The organism is Caballeronia telluris, from assembly GCF_001544495.1.
GTDB lineage: Bacteria > Pseudomonadota > Gammaproteobacteria > Burkholderiales > Burkholderiaceae > Caballeronia > Caballeronia telluris.
Genome location: NZ_FCNZ02000004.1, coordinates 69211 through 88262, shown reverse-complemented (window position 1 = coordinate 88262; position 19052 = coordinate 69211). Strand labels below are relative to the sequence as shown.

The following is a 19052-nucleotide window of genomic DNA, read 5'->3' as shown; positions in this document are numbered from 1 at the left end:
GGTCATGCCGAACCTTCGCAAAAAACTGCCGAGCGCCAATGCGCTCTTCGTCTTCGAGGCCGCTGCGCGCTGCGGGAACTTCACGCGCGCGGCACAGGAACTGTATGTCAGCCAGCCTGCCGTGAGCCGTATGCTGTCACGGATGGAAGACCATCTGGGCGTGCGTTTGTTCGAGCGCGTGCGCGGCGGCATCGAACTGACCGAGAACGGCAGGATTCTCTACCGGAAGATTTCCGAAGGCTTCAACGGGATAGAAAGCGCGATCCGCGAAATCGAGGCGCGGGCGACGGGCGTGGAATCGGTCACGCTCTCGGTGTCCACCGCGTTCACCACGCACTGGCTGATGCCGCGCATGAGCCGGCTGAACCAGGCGTTTCCGTCGGTCGATCTGCGGTTTCAACTGATTTCGGGGCGCATCGGCGGGCCGCTCGTCGACGTGGATCTCGGCATGCGCTTCATGCGCGAGGACGAAATCGGCGACAACAGCGTGCTCGTGATGCCGGAAACGCTGCTGCCGGTCTGCAACCCGCGCTATCACGAGACGTCGGCGACCGCGGCGGGCCGCGAGCAGGGCGATACGGTGATCGTGATGGACGACGGCGAGCGCGGCTGGCACGAGCGCTTCGCCAGCTTCGCCGCGCACGGACGGCGCGCGGCGGGCATGCTGAGTTTCAACGACTACGCGATCGTCGTGCAGGCCGCGCTGCTGGGTCAGGGCATCGCGCTGGGATGGCTCAACGTGGTGTCGCACTGGCTTTCGCAAGGCGCGTTGCTGCCGGCGGAACAGGAAGTCGTCGTGACGAACCGGCGGTGCTGCCTCGTCTGGCCGGAGAATCGGCCGCTGCGGCCAGTCGTCGCCGATCTGCGCGACTGGATCATCGAGGAGACGCGCTCCGACATGGCGATCGTCGATCGTGCGTATCCCGGGTTGAAGTTGCGCGACGCGCTTGGCGGGACCGGGCTCGTGTTGGACGCGGTCACGCCGTCGTGATGCGCGGATACCCGAAGCATCGCATCACGCACGTCCCCGCAACATATCGGCGATGCGCTCCGCGATCATGATGGTCGGCACATTCGTGTTCGCGCACGGAATCGACGGCATCAGCGACGCGTCGCACACGTAGAGCCCATCGACGCCAAGCACTGCGCCGCGCGCGTCGCAAACCGCGAGCGGATCGTCCGCCGCGCCCATGCGGCAAGTTCCCGACGCATGCCACGTGCCGCCCACCGAACGCGTGACGAAGCGCGTCAGTTCCTCATCGTCGGCGAGCAGTCGATCCAGCGTCACACCCTGCGTCACCACGCGCCTCACGAGCCACGCCCGCAGCGGTCCCGCGATATCCAGCAACGCAGCAAGCATGCCGCGCTGGAACGCGTTCCACATGCCCGGCACGGCCACGCTCGCGACGCGCGGCGAATAGCTCGTCGGCAACACCGTTGCGCGATGCCGCGCCATCAGCGGATCGGCGAGCGTCTCTGCGCCGAAGCGCAGCGCGAGCTTCAGGCGCTCCAGATCGCGCGGATCGGAGAGCATGTCGAAGTCGACGGCGGGCTCGTCCAGCGGATTCGCCGACGTGAGCTTCACGCGCCCGCGCGAGTACGACTTGTTCACCCAGAAGAAGATCGTCCCCAGCCGGTGGCCGACCGAATGCCAGCCCGAGCGCGAAAGAATCGCACCGTGCATGTCGCCGGGGACGGTGCCGGGCAGGCCCGATGAAAAGCGCACGACGGCCTGTTCGTGATGCTCGTCGGGAAAGGGCGTGCGGGCCGCGCGCGGCAGGAATGCGGAGACCGCAATCGACGGATGCTCCATCAGGTTGCCGCCGACGCCGCCGCGATCCGCAATGACGTCGATGCCGAGCGCGGCGAGGTCGGCGGCCGGGCCGATGCCGCTTCGCATCAGGAGCGCCGGGCTATGGATCGCGCCCGCGCAGACGATCACGTTCGCCGCACGCCATTCCTCGCGATTCGCGAGGAGCGCGCCGACCGCGCGCTTGCCATCGAACACGACGCGCTCGACAGCCGTGTCCGTCACGATCGTGAGATTGGTCCGGGCGCGCACGGTGTCGTCGAGATAGCAGACGGAGGTTGGAATGCGCTCGCCCGTTTCGCTCACGCCGATCGCGCCGATGAACGTGCCGTCTTCCCACGCGCCGTTCTGGTCGTCGCGACGTCGGTGGCCGCGCGCGTCGAGCGTGCCGAGCACCGCGCGCACGAACGGCGAGACGCGCGCCCAGCTTGCGCGCTGCACGCGCAGCGGGCCGCTCGTGCCATGCAGTTCGCCGCCGAAATCGCAATCGGTTTCGAGCTTGCGGAAGTACGGCAGGCACGCGGTCCAGTTCCAGCCGTGCGCGCCGAGCGCGTGCCATTCGTCGTAGTCGGCGGGGGCGCCGCGGTTCGCCATCAGCGCGTTGATCGCCGAGCCGCCGCCGAGCACGCGCGCCTGCTCGTAGCGGCGCATCGCGGCCGTCGCGCTCATGCGCGCGGTGAGCCGCTGCCAGATGTTGGCGGTGTCGAGATACGCGCGGCCGGGATAGCGGCTGCGAATGGCCGCGGGCATGTCGGCCTGCGAGATGTTGCGGCCGGCTTCGACGAGGCACACGGTCTTGCCGGCGTCTTCGGACAGGCGCGCGGCGAGCACGCAGCCCGCCGAGCCACCGCCGAGAATCAGATAGTCGATCACGTTCGAGGAATGCGCCGGCGCGTCACGAGCCGCACGGCGAGCGTTACTGCATGAACTTGAGCCAGCGCGCCTTCGCCTGTACACCGGCATCCGACGCCCACCACTCTTCCGACATCAGCGCCTGCTTCGCCGCGTTATCGGGCGAGCTCGGCAGTTCGCTCGCGCGCTTCGCGTCGATCTTGCCGGTCTTGAACGCCGCCGGATTGCCCGGGCCGTAGTCGATATAGAGCGGCAGGTTCGCCTGCAATTCAGGCGACATGGCCGCGTCGACGAACTTGATCGCCTCCGGGAGATTCGGCGCGTTCTTCAGCACGCACAACTGCGTGTTCTGCAGGATGCCGTCGTTGAACGTGAAGTCGACGTCGGGATTGTCCTTGCGCACGGCGCTCGCGCGGCCGTTCCAGATCATCGTCATGTCGACCTCGCCGTCGTGCAGCAGTTGCGCCGACTGCCCGCCCGACGTCCACCACACCGTCACGTCCGGCTTGATCTGCTGCAGCTTCTTGAACGCGCGGTCGACGTCGAGCGGGTACAGCTTGTCGCGCGGCACGCCATCGGCGAGCAGCGCGGCTTCGAGCACCGTCATCGGGTCGTTGCGCAACGCGCGCGTGCCGGGGAAGTCCTTCACGTTCCAGAAGTCGGCCCAGCTCTTCGGCACCTTCTTCAGCGTCTTCTTGTTGTAGCCGATGACCGTCGAATAGAACTCGTAAGCCACCGAGTAGGGCGTGCGGTACTTCTCGGGCATCGCGGCCGCATTCGGGATCTTCGAGAAGTCGAGCTTTTCGAGCAGGCCTTCCCGGCCGCCGCGCAGACAGTTCGAGGTCGGCGTGTCGACCACGTCCCAGATCGGCTTGCCGGTCGCCGCCTGCGCCTTGATCTGCGGCCACGCGTCGGGAATGCTTTCCTGGTTGATGGTGATGCCGAGCTGCTTGGCGGCGGGGTCGAGGATGGCCTTGGTCTGCGCTTCCTGATACGTGCCGCCCTGCGAGACGAAGGTAATCTTCCCGGCGGCAAAGGCGGGCGCGAGGCTCGCGGCGCTCAGAATCAGGAGAGCGGCAAGCGGGCGCAACGTTAGCTTTTTGATCACGACTTTGTCCTCGAGACGGTTATGCGAAAGAGATCGTCGATGTAATGCGATGTTCGTCGCGCCGCGTCGCCGGATGCGAGAGCGGCGGCGCAGGGAAGGCGCGCACCGGAGCCTCGGCCCTTCGATGATGCGCCTTCAGCAAAAAATATAGTGAGTCAAATTCGCCGCGACAACGCCCGAATTGTTGGAGCGCCCATGACATCAGGTTATGACACGGCGATGAGGCGGGACTGAATGGTAGCGCGAGTGAGAGCCGATTCAAAAAGATCACATGAATCGACGACGGGCGGAGGGCGCGAAGGGATAAGGTGGAACGAGGCCGTTCCACCCTTCAAACACAGAGGTGTTTCGTCAGGCGGCGGCGTCGAGACCCATCAGCGCGCGGACATGCGCCGCCGTGCCGCTGGCGAGTCCTTCGAGGCTGTAGCCGCCTTCGAGGATCGACACGATGCGTCCTTCCGATGTCGCATCGGCGATGCTCATCAGCTCGCGCGTGATCCAGTGGAAGTCGTCGTCTTCGAGGCGCAGGCCCGCGAGCGGGTCCAGGCGATGGGCATCGAAGCCGGCCGAAACGACGATGAGCTGCGGCGCGAATTCGCGAATCGCCGGCAGCATTTCAGCGCCGATGCGGGTGCGGAACAGGTCTGAATCGCAGCCGAGCGGCAAAGGCACATTGACGATGTTGTGGTCGACGCCCGTTTCGGACGCGGCGCCCGTGCCCGGATAGAGCGGCGACTGATGGCTCGACGCATAGAGCAACTGGGGCCGGCTGAAGAACGCGGCCTGCGTGCCGTTGCCATGATGGACGTCGAAATCGACGACCGCGACGCGCTCCAGCCCGTGCACGTCGTGCGCATAGGCGGCCGCGATCGCCGCCTGATTGAAGATGCAGAAGCCCATCGCGCGCGCCGGTTCGGCGTGATGGCCGCACGGGCGCGTTGCGCAGAACACGTTGCGCGCCTCGTCGTTCATCACGGCATCGACGCCCGCGCACGCCGCGCCGACGCAGCGCATCACGGCTTCCCACGAGCCCGGCGACATGACGGTATCGCCGCCGTCGAGCGGCACGTAGCCTTGCTTCGGCGCGATGTCCGCGATGTCGTCGATGAAGTCGCGCTCGTGAATCAACGCGAGCTGGTCGAGCGTGCCCATCGGCGCTTCGCGCCATTGCAGCGACGAAAACGCCGGCGAGCGCAGCGCGCCGAGCACGGCCTTCAACCGTTCCGGCGACTCCGGATGATTCGGGCCGGGCCGGTGTTCGAGACAGGCAGCGTGGGAATAAACAAGGGTGGTGTTCATGAGGGTCGCCTATCGCAGCCGGGGCATGGTCCGGCTGTCGTCGCTTTCTGGTCGTGTGCGCGGACGGCCTGCGTCCGCGCGCGTCGCGACACGCCAGTCGTTGCGCGCCGCATTGCCGAGCTTAGCGTCCGGTGACTCGCCGGGATAGTTAGACAAACTTTGGCACAGCATAGACGATCTCTTATGCGAGACCGAGCATGCAAAGACGGCCAGCGTTAGCCGAGATCGGCGGATGCGTCGAACTTCATTTCCGCCTGCACCCACTTCGGCGCGCCGCCATCGGCACTCTGCTGCGATAGCGCGCTCGCCTTCACGCCGAGCAGCCGGATGCTGCGATCGAGCGTGACGCGCTTCAGGCATTCGGTGGCTGCGCGCCGGATCGATGCGCCGTCGGTCACGCCGCGCTCCAGCGTGTGGTCGCGCGTGACCGTGTGGAAGTCGCTGAACCGCACCTTGATGCTGATGCACGCGGACGTGAGATTGCGCCGTTCGAGGTCTTCGGCGAGCCGCATGCAGAGCGCGGTGAAGCGTTCCGAGAGTTCTGCGCGGTCGCGGCGCGGATGCAGGTCGCGCGAGAAGGTCGTCTCGCGCGACTTCGAGCGCGGCACCGACTCGGTCTCGATCTCGCGCTCGTCGATGCCCGCCGCGATGCGCGTGAGCCAGCTCGCGTAGCTCAGACCGAAGTGCTCCTGAAGGAACGCGGGATCGGCGGCGGCGATGTCGCCGACCGTGTGGATGCCGAGTGCCGCGAGCCTCTCGTTTGCCTTCGGGCCGATGCCGTTCACCTTCTTCGCGGCAAGCGGCCAGATGCGCGGTTCGAGGTCGTCCATCGTGAGGAGGGTCAGCCCGTCCGGCTTGTCGAGTTCCGAGCCGATCTTCGCGAGCAGCTTGTTCGGCGCGACGGCGATGGAGCACGTGAGCCCCGTTGCATCGGCGACCACGCGCTTGATGCGCTGCGCGAGCGTGCGCGTCTCGCCGGGCACGTCGGTGAGATCAATGTAGATTTCGTCGATGCCGCGGTTCTCGATGCGCGGCGCGACGCTCGCCACCGCGTCCTTGAACAGCTCCGAGTAATGGCGGTACGAATCGAAGTTGCTCGGCAAGAGGAACGCGTCGGGCGCGAGTTGCGCTGCCTTCATCATGCCCATCGCGGAGAAGACGCCGAGCTTGCGGGCCTCGTAGGTCGAGGTCGTCACGACGCCGCGGCCCGCGTACTCGCGCAGCCGCACGAAATGGCGCGTGCCGTTTTCATCGACGGTCGGCGTGGCGCGGTGGCCGCCGCCGACGACGACGGCCTCGCCGCGCAACTCGGGATAGCGCAGCAATTCGACGGACGCGAAGAACGCGTCCATGTCGAGATGCGCGATGCGGCGGGTCGGGGCGCTCATGTCCGGATTTGCCGCGATGCTATTGCGCGACGCTCGGCAAGTTCGCGCACGAACGCTGGAAATACGCGGTCGGCACGTTCGGCACATCCTCGGCAAGCCGGTCCAGTTCCTCGCGGATCGAGCTCAGATAGTGGCCGTCGCGGGCATCGGCGTCGCCGGCATGGATCGCTTCCAGCTTGCGACGCACCGCGCCATAACGGGCGCCCGCCGCGCGATGCTGCTCGGCGCGTTCCTCATAGCGCAGGAAGGTCTGGAGCGCGGCGAGCACGGCCGCCACGACGCTCGTCAGCCCGACGGCCGCCCGCAGCAACGACGACACCGCCGTCGCGACCAGCGACAAAAACGCCGACGTGCCGATGAGCGAAGTAATTGCGATGACCGCAATGCCGAGCCAGCGGCCGCGCCGGTGCAGGCGGTCGGCCATGTCGTAATGGCTCGCCTGCGACTCGCGCGCGCGGCGGATCCATTTCAGCAGCAGTTCGGCTTCGTCGGTGGGCGGGTGATAGTCGGTGGATTGGGTCATGTGTCGATACGCGATGCAGCCTGTTCACGGACCGGCGGTCCGGCAGGATGGATATGGTATCAACACCAGCGCAATCGTGGCGCGCGCTCGCTTAACTCCAGTCGTCCATGTCGTGTTTGATGCTATGGCGGTTTGCGATCAGTGTATCGACGCTCGGCTCGTTGTTCATCGCGCGCTGGATCGCGAGCTTGGTCGCCTCGTAGTTCGTGCTGTACATGTCCTTCTTGTCGAGATTCGGGTCCGTCACGCAAAGCGGGTCGATCCACACGAGGCTGATGATGCACAGGTCGTTCGCCTGATCCTTCGGCAGGATGCCCTCGATCAGGCAATCGACCACGGCGTCCGCCGTCGCCGACTGCACCACGCCGCCGAACAGTTCGATCGTCGCCATGTCCTTAAGCGTGACCTTCGGGACGATCATCGTCGCGGGGCGCACCATCTGATTGCAGGCGCGGATCGCGAACATCGCCGTGTGTCCCTTGCTCTGCGCCATCATGTTGGCGAAAGCGTGACCGACCGGACCGTCGACGCGGCCGATCAGGATCTCCGGCATGGCGTCGGTCGCCTGTCCGGGCGCGGCAAAGACGGTGGCTTCGCCAGCGCGGAATGTCAGATCGTTACTCATGGATGGCTCCTGTGTCCTTCACGTGCGGCTTCGATGACCCGCTGATCGAAAGGGCAAGCGATGCAAGGACAATGCCAATGACGCAGGCAGCGCGCACGATGGCCACTCGCGACGCGTCGCGCGGAACAGAGTGTCAGCGAGTCGTGACACATTGGCCGGACGTGAAGCGCCGGCGACGCTCGCCGACGCTTCACGCCTCGCGATGCTCAGACTGGATTCGCTTCGACGAATCGCTTGAACGCGGAATAGGCGGGATTGCGCGAGACGCCGTCCGGGCGGATCAGGCCGTATTTGTCGTCAATGATGCAGTACATCATGATGCACTGGATGTCGTACTTGTCCTTGATCGACTTGTACTGCGTGAGTGCGCTCGTCACGTACTCGGCCGCCGATTCCGGCGAGTCCTTCGAACCGGACCAGCCCCATTCGGTCAACCAGATCGGCACGCCGAAGGAATCCTTGAGGATCTGAAGCACGTCGATCGAAGCGGTTCTGCCGGCGCGTTGAATGTCGTATGAACTCTTGTACCAGTGATAGGTCGTGAAGTCCCAGCGCAAGGCGCTCGCACCGCCCGCGCCGTTTTCCGTGCCGTTCGGCGAAATGCCGTTCCAGAGCATCTGGAGCGCGCGATAGGCCATCGGAATGCCGACGTTGACGCCGACTTGAATCGACGGATCGACTGCCTTCACGCCGTCGATCATGCCGCGAATCACGCCACGGAACGAGCCCCAGCACGCGGGGTTCCAGTCGGCGGAACTGCTGCCGTCACCGTGCATCTTGAGTTGCACATCGAGTTCGTTGCCGCATTCGATGTAGTTGACGAGGCCCTTGAGCGGTCTTGTGCAATCGACGCCCAGCTTGTAGCCAAGCGAATAGGCGGTGGACTCGGAACTCGTGTAGTCCCATCCGGCGGACTGCGCATTGAGCACGGGAAGAATCGATACGCCGCCTGCCTTGAATACGCCGGTCAGCAGGCGCGCGAGCGTTTCCGACATGCCGTCGCTTGCCGTGTCCGCACGGTACATCGTGCATCCCAGATCCCTTAACTGCGCGAGCTGCACGGCGGCTGACAGCGTGCTGTAGATGCCTTCGTTCCAGGCGATATGGCCGTTCATGCCATAGAACAGCTTCTGGCCGGTGGCCGCTTTTGCTGTCGCATCGACGCTCGTTGCTGCACTCGCCGCTTCTCCGTACGTCGATAGCGCAACACTACCGGCGCCGGCCGCCATGAGTGAAAGAAATTTCCGACGCGGCAAGCGAGCGTGGGCCTCGGCATCGATATCGGGGAATTGTTGCTCGTGTGGATAAGGGTTTCGTTTAGACATAGGTAAATGGTCAAGGGTTTGTCAGGCGAAAAAAGTATAGTCGGAGCTATATGCCTGAACCTGTAACGTCACGTAACAACGTGAACGTTAAGGAAATTGTTCTTGTGTCGTTTAAGATCATTCCCGGGTTTTGCTTTTTATGGACCGATATGGAATGTATGACCTCGATCACGCGGGCCTAGTCGATCGAATAGGCCCGAAATTCCCGGAAAAAACAAAAAATAAATACCGCACGGCTTGCTGGGTATAAGTCTTACCGTCAAGACATTGTCGCTCGGTAATTCTTAGTGAAGTCGATAAGACGTGTCGGATAAGCACGAATAGACGCCCTAAGCTGCCGGTTAAATAAACCGCATTGCAATTCTGAAAGGCGGATTTAGCGTGTTCCTATCTCTAACCGTTAAAGAACGTGCGGTGGTCTTTAGGGATTCTTTTGATTGATCCAAGCCGCACGTATTCGGCAAAACAAGTTAGCTACGCAATGACTTTACTGGCAGCTTGCGTCGTTGCTCACGTGCCGAAGAGTTCGCTGCGCGCCGCGCTGAGAATGGACGCGATCGCCGGATGACTGATGCGCCGCTCGATCGAGATGGAGAAGAACTCCTCGACGATCGTGTCGATATGTCCGACCGCGGTGAGCAGATGCTCGCGCCTGAGTTGCGCCGCGAGCACGGTCGGCGCGAACAGCACGCCGCGCCCCTCGCGTCCGAACGCGATGGCAAGCGCGCTGTCGTCGAATTCGCCGACGATGCGCGGCGACACGCCCTGTGCCTTCAGCCAGTGATCCAGCTTGCGGCGCACGGCAGACTCGGTGCCGGGCAAGAGCACCGGCATGCCTTCCAGCGACGCCGGGAAATCGCGCTCCGCACGTTTGGCAAGCGATTTCGGTGCGAAGCAACTGAGCGTCGAGCGGCCGAGCAGATGATTGAACGCCTTGACGTTCACGCCCGGCGGAATCGGCGCATCGGCGATGATCATGTCGAGACGATGCACGGCCAGTTGCCCGAGCAGCGCATGCAGGTTGCCCTCATGGCAAATCAGCCGCAGCGAATCCGAGCGATTGAGCGCCGGTTCGAGCAGACGATAGGCGACCGCTTTCGGCACGGAGTCCGCCAGTCCAACGCGTAGCTGCGTTTGCGCAAGCGCCTGATCGCGCTTCACCGCGCTTTCGAGTTCGGCGCCGAGCGAGAAGATTTCGTCGGCGTAGTCGAGCGCGAGACGGCCCGCGTCCGTGACTTCGAGGTTGCGTCCGCTCTTTCTGAAGAGCTTCTTGTCGAGCGCTTCTTCCAGCAACTTGATCTGCCCGCTCAACGTCTGCGGCGTGATGTGCAGTTGCGCACCCGCGCGCGCGAGACTCCCGGCCCGCGCCGATACCCAGAAGTAATACAGATGTTTGAAGTTCACGACGCCCCTCCGTGTGGACACGAACCATTCGGTTTTCTCGAATGAAACCAACAGAAAATACGAGTTTTATATCACGCGCTTCTTCGCTACATTGATGCATATCGTAGGCCATATGAAAGGAACCACGGATATGAAGTGTCCTGTCTGCAAGACACCCGATTTGCTGATGAGCGAGCGCGACGGCGTCGAGATCGACTATTGCGCGACGTGCCGCGGCATCTGGCTGGATCGCGGTGAGCTCGACAAACTGCTGGTGCGCATCGAAGAACATGCGGTGGCCGACGGCCGCCGGCATGCTCCGCCCGAGCGCGGCGATTACAACGAACGCGAACGGCGTGCGGACTGGGGCACGCGCGACGAGGGATACAACGGTCACCACGACCGGCGTCACACGCAAAGGAAGAAGAAATCGCTGCTTGGGGAATTGTTCGATTTTGGCTGAGGATCTACCCTGAGCCGAAGCGAGCGATTGAGGCTGGTTTGCTGCATCCCGACTGCCGGCATGTGCCCGGCGGCGGGTCATCGATACGGAGCTGTGCAATGGCAACTGTTATGCAACTGCTGAACGCCAAAACCGATGCGTCGGTTCATACGATCGACGTCGGCGCGAGCGTGTACGACGCCATCGCGTTGATGTCCCGGCATGGCATTGGCGCGTTGATCGTCACGGAAGGTTCGGCAGTGCGCGGCATCGTGACCGAGCGCGATTATGCGAGGAAAGTCGTGCTGAAGGAGCGGTCCTCGAAGAGCACATACGTATCCGAGATCATGTCGCGCGCGCTGCGTTATGTGCGGCCGCGACAGACCGCCGACGAGTGTATGACGCTGATGAACCAGTATCGCATCCGCCATCTGCCGGTGATCGACGGCGGGCAACTGGTCGGCATGGTGTCGATCGGCGACCTGGTGAAGAACCTGATCGATGAACAGCAGTTCGCCATCGAGCAGCTCGAACGCTACGTGAGCGGCGGCAGCCACGATCCGGGTGCATCCACGCTGACGCGGCGCGCGTCGCTGCCCGATGCGTTCGCGACGGCCTTGTCGTAATGGCGCGCGTGACGGTTGGTCATCGTGGACCGGGCCGCATGGGCGGCGTGCCATGCAGCCCGGTCGTTCAGTCCGCCCTGTTCACCAGCTTACGCGGCTGGAGCAGGGCCAGCACCGCGCCGAAGACCAGCGCGCCCGCGACGCAATAGATTCCCGCGTTCGTGCTGTGCGTCACGTCCTTCATCCAGCCGATGATCGACGCGCTGACGAATCCGGCCAGGTTGCCGATCGAATTGATCATGCCGATGGCCGCGGCCGCCGAGCCTCCCGCGAGAATCGCGCTCGGGTAGGTCCAGAAGACGGGCATCGTCGCGAGCATGCCGGCCGTGCCGACTGTCAGCGCGACCATCGCGAGCGGGATGTTGCCGGTCAACTGCGTGCTGGCGAAAAGACCGGCGCCCGCGAGCACGGCCGGCACCGCGAAGTGCCAGCGCCGCTCGCCGGTGCGGTCCGCGCTGCGCGCCACGAAGAACATGCTCGCGACCGCGCATAGATAAGGGATGGCGGTCAGAAGGCCCACGTCGAGCGCGTTCTTCACGCCGGTCGCCTTGACGAGCGTCGGCAGGTAGAAGCTGATGCCGTAGAGGCCCATCATGCAGCAGAAGTAGATGGCGGCCATCTTCCAGATGCGTGCATCGGCAAACACGCCCGCTAGCGTTCCGTGCGTCTTGCCCGTGTTGTCGCGCTCGATGTTTGCTGCCAGCACGTCCTTTTCTTCATCGGAGAGCCAGCTTGCCGCGCGGATGCCGTTCGGCAGATAGCAGAGCGTCACGACGCCGAGCACCGCGGAGGGAATCGCTTCGAGCAGGAAGAGCCATTGCCAGTTCGACCAGCCGCCCACGCCCTGGAATGCGTTCATGATCCACCCGGACACCGGGCCGCCCACTACGCCTGCGATCGGAATGCCGATCATGAAGAGCGCGTTCATGCGGCCGCGCCGTTTGGCCGGAAACCAGTAGGTCAGGTACAGCACGATGCCCGGGAAGAAACCCGCCTCCGCGACGCCGAGCAGGAAGCGCATGACGTAGAACGCGGTCGGCGTCTTCACGAACAGCGACGCCGCCGAGATCACCGCCCACGTGATCATGATCCGCGCGATCCAGACCCGCGCGCCCACGCGATGCATGATGATGTTGCTCGGTACTTCGAACAGAAAGTAGCCGATGAAGAAGATGCCTGCGCCGAGGCCGTACACGGTCTCGCTGAACGCGAGGTCGTTGAGCATCTGCAGCTTGGCGAAGCCGACGTTCACGCGGTCGAGGTACGCCGCGACATAACACAGGAACAGGAACGGCAGGAGCCGGACGGTGGCTTTGGCATAGGCGCGTGATTCGACCGTGGCGCGGTCGAGCGCGGCGTCGTGGGGTTTGGCGATGATCTCCATGTCTCCAGTCTCTCTTTTCGATGCATAAAGGAATGCCGCAGCGCACGGCGTGCGCCGTGCGGCAAATTGGGAAGGCTTCGTTGAACGCCTGCTAGAGAAGGGCGTGCGCCGCTGGTGTTTCGTTGTGCGCCGTTCAGGCGATCGCTTCGTCGACGATCTCGATCCAGTGACGCACCGGTGTACGCCCGCCCGCGCCGAGATGGGTCTGGCAGCCGATGTTGGCCGTGGCGATCACATCGGGCTGGCCGCTTTCGAGCGCATCGAGCTTGTTGTCGCGCAGCTTGCGGGCGAGTTCGGGCTGCGTGAACGAATAGGTGCCCGCCGAGCCGCAGCACAAATGCGCGTCGGGAACCGGCGCAAGGTCGAAACCCAGTCGGCCGAGCACGCCTTCCACCGAACCGCCGAGCTTCTGTGCATGCTGCAGCGTGCACGGACAATGGAACGCAACGCGCTGGCCGGCGCGGATCTGCAACTCGCCGAGCGGCGCATCCGCGAGGACTTCGCCCAGGTCGCGCGCGATCTCGCTGATGCGACGGGCCTTGTCTGCGTAAAGCGGATCGTCGCGCAGCAGGTGGCCGTATTCCTTGACGAACGCCCCGCAGCCGCTCGCGGTCTGGATGATCGCCTCGGCGCCGGCTTCTATCTTCGGCCACCATGCATCGATGTTGCGGCGCGCGCGAGCCAGTCCCGCTTCCTGCGCGTTCAGGTGATAGTCCGTCGCGCCGCAGCAGCCGGCTTCCGGTGCCGCCTCGATGCTGATGCCGAGCCGGTCCAGCACGCGCGCGGCGGCTGCATTCGTGTTCGGCGACAGCGAGCGCTGTGCGCAGCCTTCGAGCATCAGCATGCGGCGTGCATGACGCGCAGCGGGACGCGCGCCGGCGAGCGGCGCGCGCTCGGGAATCTTCGCGCCGAGCGCGGCGGGAAGCACGGGCCGCATCATGCGCCCGGCCTTCAGCAGCGCACCGAAGGTCGTCGCACGCGGGATCACGTGGCGCAGGCTCGCGCGCAATGCGCGTTGCGCGACGGGCCGCTCGACCCGGCGCTCAAGCATCTGGCGGCCGATGTCGAGGAGCGCGTGATAGGTCACGCCCGACGGACACGTCGTCTCGCAGTTGCGGCAGGTGAGGCAGCGGTCGAGATGCAACTGGGTCTTCTCGGTGACCGGCTCGCCTTCGAGCATCTGCTTGATCAGATAGATGCGTCCGCGAGGGCCGTCGAGTTCGTTGCCGAGCAGTTGATACGTCGGGCACGTCGCGTTGCAAAAGCCGCAGTGCACGCATGAGCGCAGGATGTCTTCGGCTTCCTTGGCGCGCGGGAGTGCTTTTGCTTCGTCGCTGAGATTCGTTTGCATGATCGTGATCGCTTAGTAATCGGAGTACATGCGTCCGGGATTGAAGACGCCGTGCGGATCGAGGCGTTGCTTCAACTGCCGGTGAAAGCGCATCAGCGGCGCGGCAAGCGGATGAAACGGTTCGATGCCCGGCGCTTGCGTGAAGCAGGTCGCATGGCCGCCGGCCGCGCTCGCGATCTGGCGGATCGTGGCCGCGGGTGCGTCGCTCTTCAACCATCGTTGCGCGCCGCCCCAGTCGAGCAGCGCGTCGCCCGGCAAGGCGACGAGCGGCGTGTCGTTAGGCAGCGACAGACGCCAGAGCGGGCGCGGATCGTCGAAGAAGGCAAGGCGCTGTTCGCGCAGCGAGGTCCAGAACGCCGGGTCCAGATGCTCGCCGCCGATGCGGTCGAGCGCCGCGCGCACCGAACCGGTTCCGCCTTCGAGACGCACATGCAGCGTGCCGTCGAGATGACATGCGCCGCTCACGGGCAGCGACGCCTTGCGCCATGCCGACAGTTCGCGCATCGCTTCGCTCGCTTCCATCGCAAGCGTGAGGCATCGCGCTTCACGCGGCTTCGGCAGCACCTTCAGCGAGACTTCCGTGATGAGCCCGAGGCAACCGAAGCTGCCGCCGATGAGACGCGAGACGTCGTAGCCCGCCACGTTCTTCATGACCTGTCCGCCGAAGCGCAGATGCTTCGCCTCGCCCGTGATGATCCGGCAGCCGAGGATGAAGTCGCGCACCGAACCCGCCCACGGGCGGCGCGGACCCGACAGGCCACTCGCGACCGCGCCGCCGACGGTGGCGGCACCGCCGAAGGTCGGCGGCTCGCACGGCAGCATCTGGCCGGCTTCGTCGAGGATCGCGTCGATCTCGGCGAGCGGCGTGCCGGCGCGTGCGGTGATCACGAGTTCGCTCGGGTCGTAGCTCACGATCCCGCGATGCGAGCGCGTGTCGATGGCCTGAGCGTCGACGGGGCGGCCGAGGAACGCCTTGCTGTCGCCGCCGCGAATCGAGAGCGGTTGCTTGTCGGCGAGCGCGGATCGAACCTGTTCGACGAGGCGCGCGCTGTCGTCGATGGAGAGAGGGTCGCGTCGCATCAGAAGCGCTCCAGTTCGGGAAAGGGCAGGGCGCCGTGATGCACGTGCATCGAGCCGAACTCGGCGCAGCGATGCAGCGTCGGCACGTTCTTGCCGGGATTGAGCAGGCCGTCGGGATCGAAGGCGGCCTTCACTGCATGGAAGAACGTCAGCTCGTCGCCGTTGAACTGCGCGCACATCTGGTTGATCTTCTCGCGGCCGACACCGTGCTCGCCCGTGATGCTGCCGCCGACCTCGACGCACAGTTCGAGGATGCGTGCGCCGATCGTTTCGGCGCGTTCCATCTCGCCGGGCGCGTTGGCGTCGAAGAGGATCAGCGGATGCATGTTGCCGTCGCCGGCATGGAACACGTTCGCGACCCGCAGCCCGTATTGCGCCGACAACTCGGCGATGCCGCGCAGCACGCGCGACAGTTCGCGGCGCGGAATCGTGCCGTCCATGCAGTAGTAGTCGGGCGAGATCCGGCCCACGGCCGGAAACGCATTCTTGCGGCCCGCCCAGAAGCGCTGGCGTTCGGCTTCGTTCGCCGCGAGCCGGATATCGGTCGCGCCCGCGGCGCGCAGGAGCGACTCGACGCGCTCGCAATCTTCCTGCACGTCGGATTCGGCGCCATCGACCTCGCATAACAGGAGCGCTTCGGCATCGACCGGGTAGCCCGCGTGAATGAAATCCTCGGCGGCGCGAATCGCGAGGTTGTCCATCATTTCGAGGCCGCCGGGAATCACGCCCGCGCCGATGATCTGCGCGACCGCATCGCCGGCCTTTTCGATGTCGTCGAAGCTTGCGAGCAGCACCTTCGCGCTCTGCGGCCGGGTCAGCAGCTTCACCGTGACTTCGACCACGATGCCGAGCATTCCTTCGGAGCCGGTGATGAGCGCGAGCAGGTCGAAGCCGGGCGAATCGAGCGCCTCCGAGCCGAGCGTGAGCCGCTCGCCGTCAATGGTCACGATCTCGACCTTCAGGATGTTGTGGACGGTCAGCCCGTACTTGAGGCAATGCACGCCGCCCGCGTTTTCCGCGACGTTGCCGCCGATCGAACACGCGATCTGCGACGACGGATCGGGCGCGTAGTAAAGGCCGTGAGGCGCGGCCGCCTGCGAGATCGCGAGGTTGCGCACGCCCGGCTGTACGCGCGCGATGCAGGCTTCGGCATCGACTGCGAGGATGCGGTTGAAGCGCGCCATCACGAGCAGGATGCCTTTTTCGAGCGGCAGCGCGCCGCCCGAAAGCCCGGTGCCCGCACCGCGCGCGACGATGGGCACGCCGTGCGCATGCGCGTACTTCATCAGCGCCTGAACTTCTTCGACGCTGCCGGGCAGCGCGACGAGCATCGGCGTGATGCGATAGGCGGACAGGCCGTCGCATTCGAAAGGACGCAGGTCTTCGTTCGTATGCAGAAGCTGAAGGTCGGGCAGCAGCGACTGCAGATCGCGCACAATCGCGGCTTTGTCGTGATCGCGAAGCGGGCCGTCGAGCTGCTCGTCGTAGGCGTAGGTCATGCGTTGTCTCCGGTGGGGCCGCGGCTTCTTGTGAGCGTCGGATGCCGCGTGTGTTTTGAATTGTTCCGGGACGAAATGGCGCTGTCGAATCGTTTTTAAGTGGTAATACCAGTTTTTTTCAGTACGGTTATTCGGTGAAAACCGAAGGAACCTCGGGCGCATAGGGCTTTTGCGCGAACGACGGTTCGCCTCCGTGCTACGATCGAACAGTGGTAATACCAGCGGTGGACGTCATGGAAGAGACAGGACAGGCAGGGAAACGGCAACTCGCGGACGTGGTCGCCGAGCGCATCGAGAAACTGATCGTCGATGGCGTGCTGAAGCAGGGGCAGACGCTGCCTTCCGAGCGGCGCCTGACGGAAAAGCTGGGCGTATCGCGGACCGCGCTTCGCGAAGGCCTCAAGATCCTACGCGCGCGCGGACTGATCGAGACATCGCAGGGCAAGGGCTCCTTCATCGCCAAGCTGACGGCCGAGCCGGCCCAGACGCCGATGATGCATCTGCTCGGATCGCAACCGCGCACGCTCTACGATCTGCTCGAAGTGCGCGAGATGCTCGAAGCCGAATCGGCGCGGCTGGCGGCGCTGCGCGGCACGCCCGCCGACTACATTCTGATTACCCGCCGCTACGACGAAATGGTGGCCGCGCATCCCCAGGAAACCGATGCGTCGACCCACGCGCGGCTCGATCATGCGTTCCATCTCGCGATCTGCGAGGCGTCGCACAATCCGGTGCTCGTGCACACGCTCGCGACACTGAACGATCTGATGCTGAGCTCGGTGTTCGCGTCGGTGAACAATCTGTATCACCGCGAGGCGCAGAAGCGGGTGATCGACCGGCAGCACGCACGGCTCTTCAACGCGGTGACGGGCAAGCTGCCCGAGCAGGCGCGCCGGGCCGCAAGCCAGCACATCAAGAGCGTGCGTGAGAGTTTTACGGAGATCGAGCAGGAGGAACAGCGGCTCGTCAGGTCGACGTTGCGGCTCGAAGGATGGGGCTGAAGCGGTGGCGCGCGCCGCCGCAGAAGCGAAGTTACGCCGTCGTCAGCTTGAAAAACGCCACCGCCTGCGTCAGCCGCCGTCCCTGTTCATCGAGCGATTGGGAGGGCTCGATCCGGTCGCGTGCAGGTCTTTCGCGATTGCTGCCCGCATCGCGGCGCGCAATGCAGAGGTTTGGCTACGGCACGTCGATCGGCACTTGAGCGTAATCTGTCGGCTGCATGCCTGGCGGGGACAGCCGCGCAGTCCCCGCATTTCACTCACTCTTACGGGGCGCTTTCGCAATGGAATATCGTCAACTGGGCCGCTCGGGCCTCAAGGTATCGACCATCACGCTGGGCACGATGACGATGGGCGGCAAGGGCAAGTTTGCAAGTGTCGGCAACGTCGGCCTCGACGATGCGCGTCGCCAGATCGACATGTGCACCGACTCAGGCGTCAACCTGATCGATACGGCGGATGTCTATTCGGGCGGCGCGTCGGAGGAGATCGTGGGCGAGGCGCTCGGCGGCAAGCGTAAGGGCGGCGTGCTGATCGCCACCAAGGCGCGCTTTCCGATGGGCGATGGCCCGAACGATCGCGGACTGTCGCGTCATCATCTGATAGCGGCCTGCGAGGCGAGCCTGCGGCGCCTGAAGACCGATGTCATCGACCTGTATCAGGTGCACGAATGGGACGGCCTGACGCCGCTCGAAGAGACGCTCGACGCGCTCGACCTGCTCGTGCGGCAGGGCAAGATCCGCTATGTCGGCTGCTCGAATTATGCCGGCTGGCACCTGATGAAGGCGCTCCATGTGAGCGAGTGCGACCGCCTGCCGCGCTTCGTGAGCCAGCAGATCCACTACACGCTCGAAGCGCGCGAGGCCGAATACGAACTCGTCCCGATCTCGCTCGATCAGGGCTTGAGCATTCTCGTCTGGAGCCCGCTCGCGGGCGGATTGCTGTCGGGCAAGCACCGGCGCGACACGACGCCCGAAGGCACACGGCAACTCGCGGGCTGGACCGAGCCGCCGATCCGCGACGAGGATCGCCTGTGGTCGATCGTCGACGTGCTCGTGGAGATCGCGGGCGAACTGAATGTGTCGGCGGCTCAGGTCGCGCTTGCCTGGACCCTCGGGCGTCCGGCGGTGGCGTCGGTCGTGATCGGCGGGCGCAACGAGGCGCAGTTGCGCGACAACCTCGGCGTGGCCGACCTGACGCTCTCCGCCGAGCAGCGCGAACGGCTCGACAAGGTGAGCGCGCCGCCGCTGCTCTACCCGTACTGGCATCAGGTGCAGACGGCGAGCGACCGGCTCAGCGCGGCGGACCTTTCGCTGCTGCGGCCGCATCTGACGAAGTAGCCCGACGCGCTGGCCGTTC

General features: G+C 64.8%; 17 protein-coding genes. 5 read left to right on the top strand and 12 right to left on the bottom strand.

Going from position 1 to position 19052, the window contains the following annotated elements; all coding sequences use genetic code 11:
* The first annotated feature begins 4 nt into the window (after positions 1 to 4).
* Complete coding sequence (locus tag AWB66_RS06650) at positions 5 to 991, top strand: LysR substrate-binding domain-containing protein (protein ID WP_087629493.1); 987 nt, start codon at positions 5 to 7, stop codon at positions 989 to 991.
* Positions 992 to 1015: 24 nt separating this feature from the next.
* Here the strand turns inward: AWB66_RS06650 and AWB66_RS06645 are convergent, their stop codons facing one another.
* The 8 genes from AWB66_RS06645 to nhaR all read right to left on the bottom strand — a co-directional run bounded on the left by AWB66_RS06645 (position 1016) and on the right by nhaR (position 10334).
* Complete coding sequence (locus AWB66_RS06645) at positions 1016 to 2683, bottom strand: GMC family oxidoreductase (RefSeq protein WP_087629492.1); 1668 nt, start codon at positions 2681 to 2683, stop codon at positions 1016 to 1018.
* Between the two features lie 43 nt (positions 2684 to 2726).
* Positions 2727 to 3770, bottom strand: coding sequence for an ABC transporter substrate-binding protein (locus AWB66_RS06640; RefSeq protein WP_087629491.1), 1044 nt, complete (start codon positions 3768 to 3770; stop codon positions 2727 to 2729).
* A 351-nt stretch (positions 3771 to 4121) separates the two neighbouring features.
* Positions 4122 to 5069 carry a histone deacetylase family protein gene (locus tag AWB66_RS06635; RefSeq protein WP_087629490.1) on the bottom strand — a complete coding sequence of 316 codons (948 nt, stop codon included), beginning with the start codon at positions 5067 to 5069 and terminating at the stop codon, positions 4122 to 4124.
* Between the two features lie 215 nt (positions 5070 to 5284).
* Positions 5285 to 6457 carry a DNA polymerase IV gene (dinB, locus tag AWB66_RS06630; RefSeq protein WP_087629489.1) on the bottom strand — a complete coding sequence of 391 codons (1173 nt, stop codon included), beginning with the start codon at positions 6455 to 6457 and terminating at the stop codon, positions 5285 to 5287.
* Positions 6458 to 6476: 19 nt separating this feature from the next.
* Positions 6477 to 6980: an SLATT domain-containing protein gene (locus AWB66_RS06625; RefSeq protein WP_087629488.1), complete on the bottom strand. Its 504-nt coding sequence runs from the start codon at positions 6978 to 6980 to the stop codon at positions 6477 to 6479.
* Between the two features lie 91 nt (positions 6981 to 7071).
* Positions 7072 to 7605, bottom strand: coding sequence for a formaldehyde-activating enzyme (gene fae, locus AWB66_RS06620; RefSeq protein ID WP_087629487.1), 534 nt, complete (start codon positions 7603 to 7605; stop codon positions 7072 to 7074).
* Between the two features lie 206 nt (positions 7606 to 7811).
* Positions 7812 to 8834 (bottom strand): glycosyl hydrolase, encoded by a 1023-nt coding sequence (locus AWB66_RS06615; protein ID WP_087629486.1) that lies wholly within the window; start codon positions 8832 to 8834, stop codon positions 7812 to 7814.
* 606 nt (positions 8835 to 9440) lie between these two features.
* Positions 9441 to 10334 carry a transcriptional activator NhaR gene (gene nhaR / locus AWB66_RS06610; protein ID WP_087629485.1) on the bottom strand — a complete coding sequence of 298 codons (894 nt, stop codon included), beginning with the start codon at positions 10332 to 10334 and terminating at the stop codon, positions 9441 to 9443.
* A gap of 130 nt (positions 10335 to 10464) precedes the next feature.
* On the opposite strand from nhaR, the gene AWB66_RS06605 reads away from it, so the two are divergent.
* Positions 10465 to 10776 carry a TFIIB-type zinc ribbon-containing protein gene (locus tag AWB66_RS06605; protein WP_087629484.1) on the top strand — a complete coding sequence of 104 codons (312 nt, stop codon included), beginning with the start codon at positions 10465 to 10467 and terminating at the stop codon, positions 10774 to 10776.
* A 98-nt stretch (positions 10777 to 10874) separates the two neighbouring features.
* Positions 10875 to 11381, top strand: coding sequence for a CBS domain-containing protein (locus AWB66_RS06600; RefSeq protein ID WP_087629483.1), 507 nt, complete (start codon positions 10875 to 10877; stop codon positions 11379 to 11381).
* Between the two features lie 67 nt (positions 11382 to 11448).
* Here AWB66_RS06600 and AWB66_RS06595 read toward each other — a convergent pair whose 3' ends face one another.
* From AWB66_RS06595 to glcD, 4 genes are all read right to left on the bottom strand, one after another.
* Positions 11449 to 12765 (bottom strand): MFS transporter, encoded by a 1317-nt coding sequence (locus tag AWB66_RS06595; RefSeq protein WP_087629482.1) that lies wholly within the window; start codon positions 12763 to 12765, stop codon positions 11449 to 11451.
* Between the two features lie 133 nt (positions 12766 to 12898).
* Positions 12899 to 14116 (bottom strand): glycolate oxidase subunit GlcF, encoded by a 1218-nt coding sequence (glcF, locus tag AWB66_RS06590; RefSeq protein ID WP_087629481.1) that lies wholly within the window; start codon positions 14114 to 14116, stop codon positions 12899 to 12901.
* 12 nt (positions 14117 to 14128) lie between these two features.
* On the bottom strand, positions 14129 to 15196 hold the full coding sequence (gene glcE / locus AWB66_RS06585; protein ID WP_087629480.1) for a glycolate oxidase subunit GlcE: 1068 nt from the start codon (positions 15194 to 15196) through the stop codon (positions 14129 to 14131).
* Positions 15196 to 16695 carry a glycolate oxidase subunit GlcD gene (gene glcD, locus AWB66_RS06580; RefSeq protein WP_087629479.1) on the bottom strand — a complete coding sequence of 500 codons (1500 nt, stop codon included), beginning with the start codon at positions 16693 to 16695 and terminating at the stop codon, positions 15196 to 15198. Before glcD ends, glcE begins: the two co-directional genes overlap by 1 nt.
* A 233-nt stretch (positions 16696 to 16928) precedes the next feature.
* Between glcD and glcC the strand changes: the two genes are divergently transcribed.
* Both glcC and AWB66_RS06570 read left to right on the top strand, forming a co-directional pair.
* Positions 16929 to 17696: a transcriptional regulator GlcC gene (gene glcC / locus AWB66_RS06575; protein WP_087629478.1), complete on the top strand. Its 768-nt coding sequence runs from the start codon at positions 16929 to 16931 to the stop codon at positions 17694 to 17696.
* Between the two features lie 281 nt (positions 17697 to 17977).
* Positions 17978 to 19033: an aldo/keto reductase gene (locus AWB66_RS06570; RefSeq protein ID WP_087629477.1), complete on the top strand. Its 1056-nt coding sequence runs from the start codon at positions 17978 to 17980 to the stop codon at positions 19031 to 19033.
* Positions 19034 to 19052 lie beyond the last annotated feature (19 nt).

Bases quoted from the DNA above. Each gene is read 5' to 3' on its own strand.
- AWB66_RS06650 (WP_087629493.1), top strand. From the start codon at position 5: ATGCCGAACCTTCGCAAAAAACTGCCGAGCGCCAATGCGCTCTTCGTC.
- AWB66_RS06635 (WP_087629490.1), bottom strand. From the start codon at position 5,069: ATGAACACCACCCTTGTTTATTCCCACGCTGCCTGTCTCGAACACCGG.
- dinB (WP_087629489.1), bottom strand. From the start codon at position 6,457: ATGAGCGCCCCGACCCGCCGCATCGCGCATCTCGACATGGACGCGTTC.
- AWB66_RS06625 (WP_087629488.1), bottom strand. From the start codon at position 6,980: ATGACCCAATCCACCGACTATCACCCGCCCACCGACGAAGCCGAACTG.
- fae (WP_087629487.1), bottom strand. From the start codon at position 7,605: ATGAGTAACGATCTGACATTCCGCGCTGGCGAAGCCACCGTCTTTGCC.
- AWB66_RS06615 (WP_087629486.1), bottom strand. From the start codon at position 8,834: ATGGCGGCCGGCGCCGGTAGTGTTGCGCTATCGACGTACGGAGAAGCG.
- AWB66_RS06605 (WP_087629484.1), top strand. From the start codon at position 10,465: ATGAAGTGTCCTGTCTGCAAGACACCCGATTTGCTGATGAGCGAGCGC.
- AWB66_RS06600 (WP_087629483.1), top strand. From the start codon at position 10,875: ATGGCAACTGTTATGCAACTGCTGAACGCCAAAACCGATGCGTCGGTT.
- AWB66_RS06595 (WP_087629482.1), bottom strand. From the start codon at position 12,765: ATGGAGATCATCGCCAAACCCCACGACGCCGCGCTCGACCGCGCCACG.
- glcF (WP_087629481.1), bottom strand. From the start codon at position 14,116: ATGCAAACGAATCTCAGCGACGAAGCAAAAGCACTCCCGCGCGCCAAG.
- glcE (WP_087629480.1), bottom strand. From the start codon at position 15,196: ATGCGACGCGACCCTCTCTCCATCGACGACAGCGCGCGCCTCGTCGAA.
- glcD (WP_087629479.1), bottom strand. From the start codon at position 16,695: ATGACCTACGCCTACGACGAGCAGCTCGACGGCCCGCTTCGCGATCAC.
- glcC (WP_087629478.1), top strand. From the start codon at position 16,929: ATGGAAGAGACAGGACAGGCAGGGAAACGGCAACTCGCGGACGTGGTC.
- AWB66_RS06570 (WP_087629477.1), top strand. From the start codon at position 17,978: ATGGAATATCGTCAACTGGGCCGCTCGGGCCTCAAGGTATCGACCATC.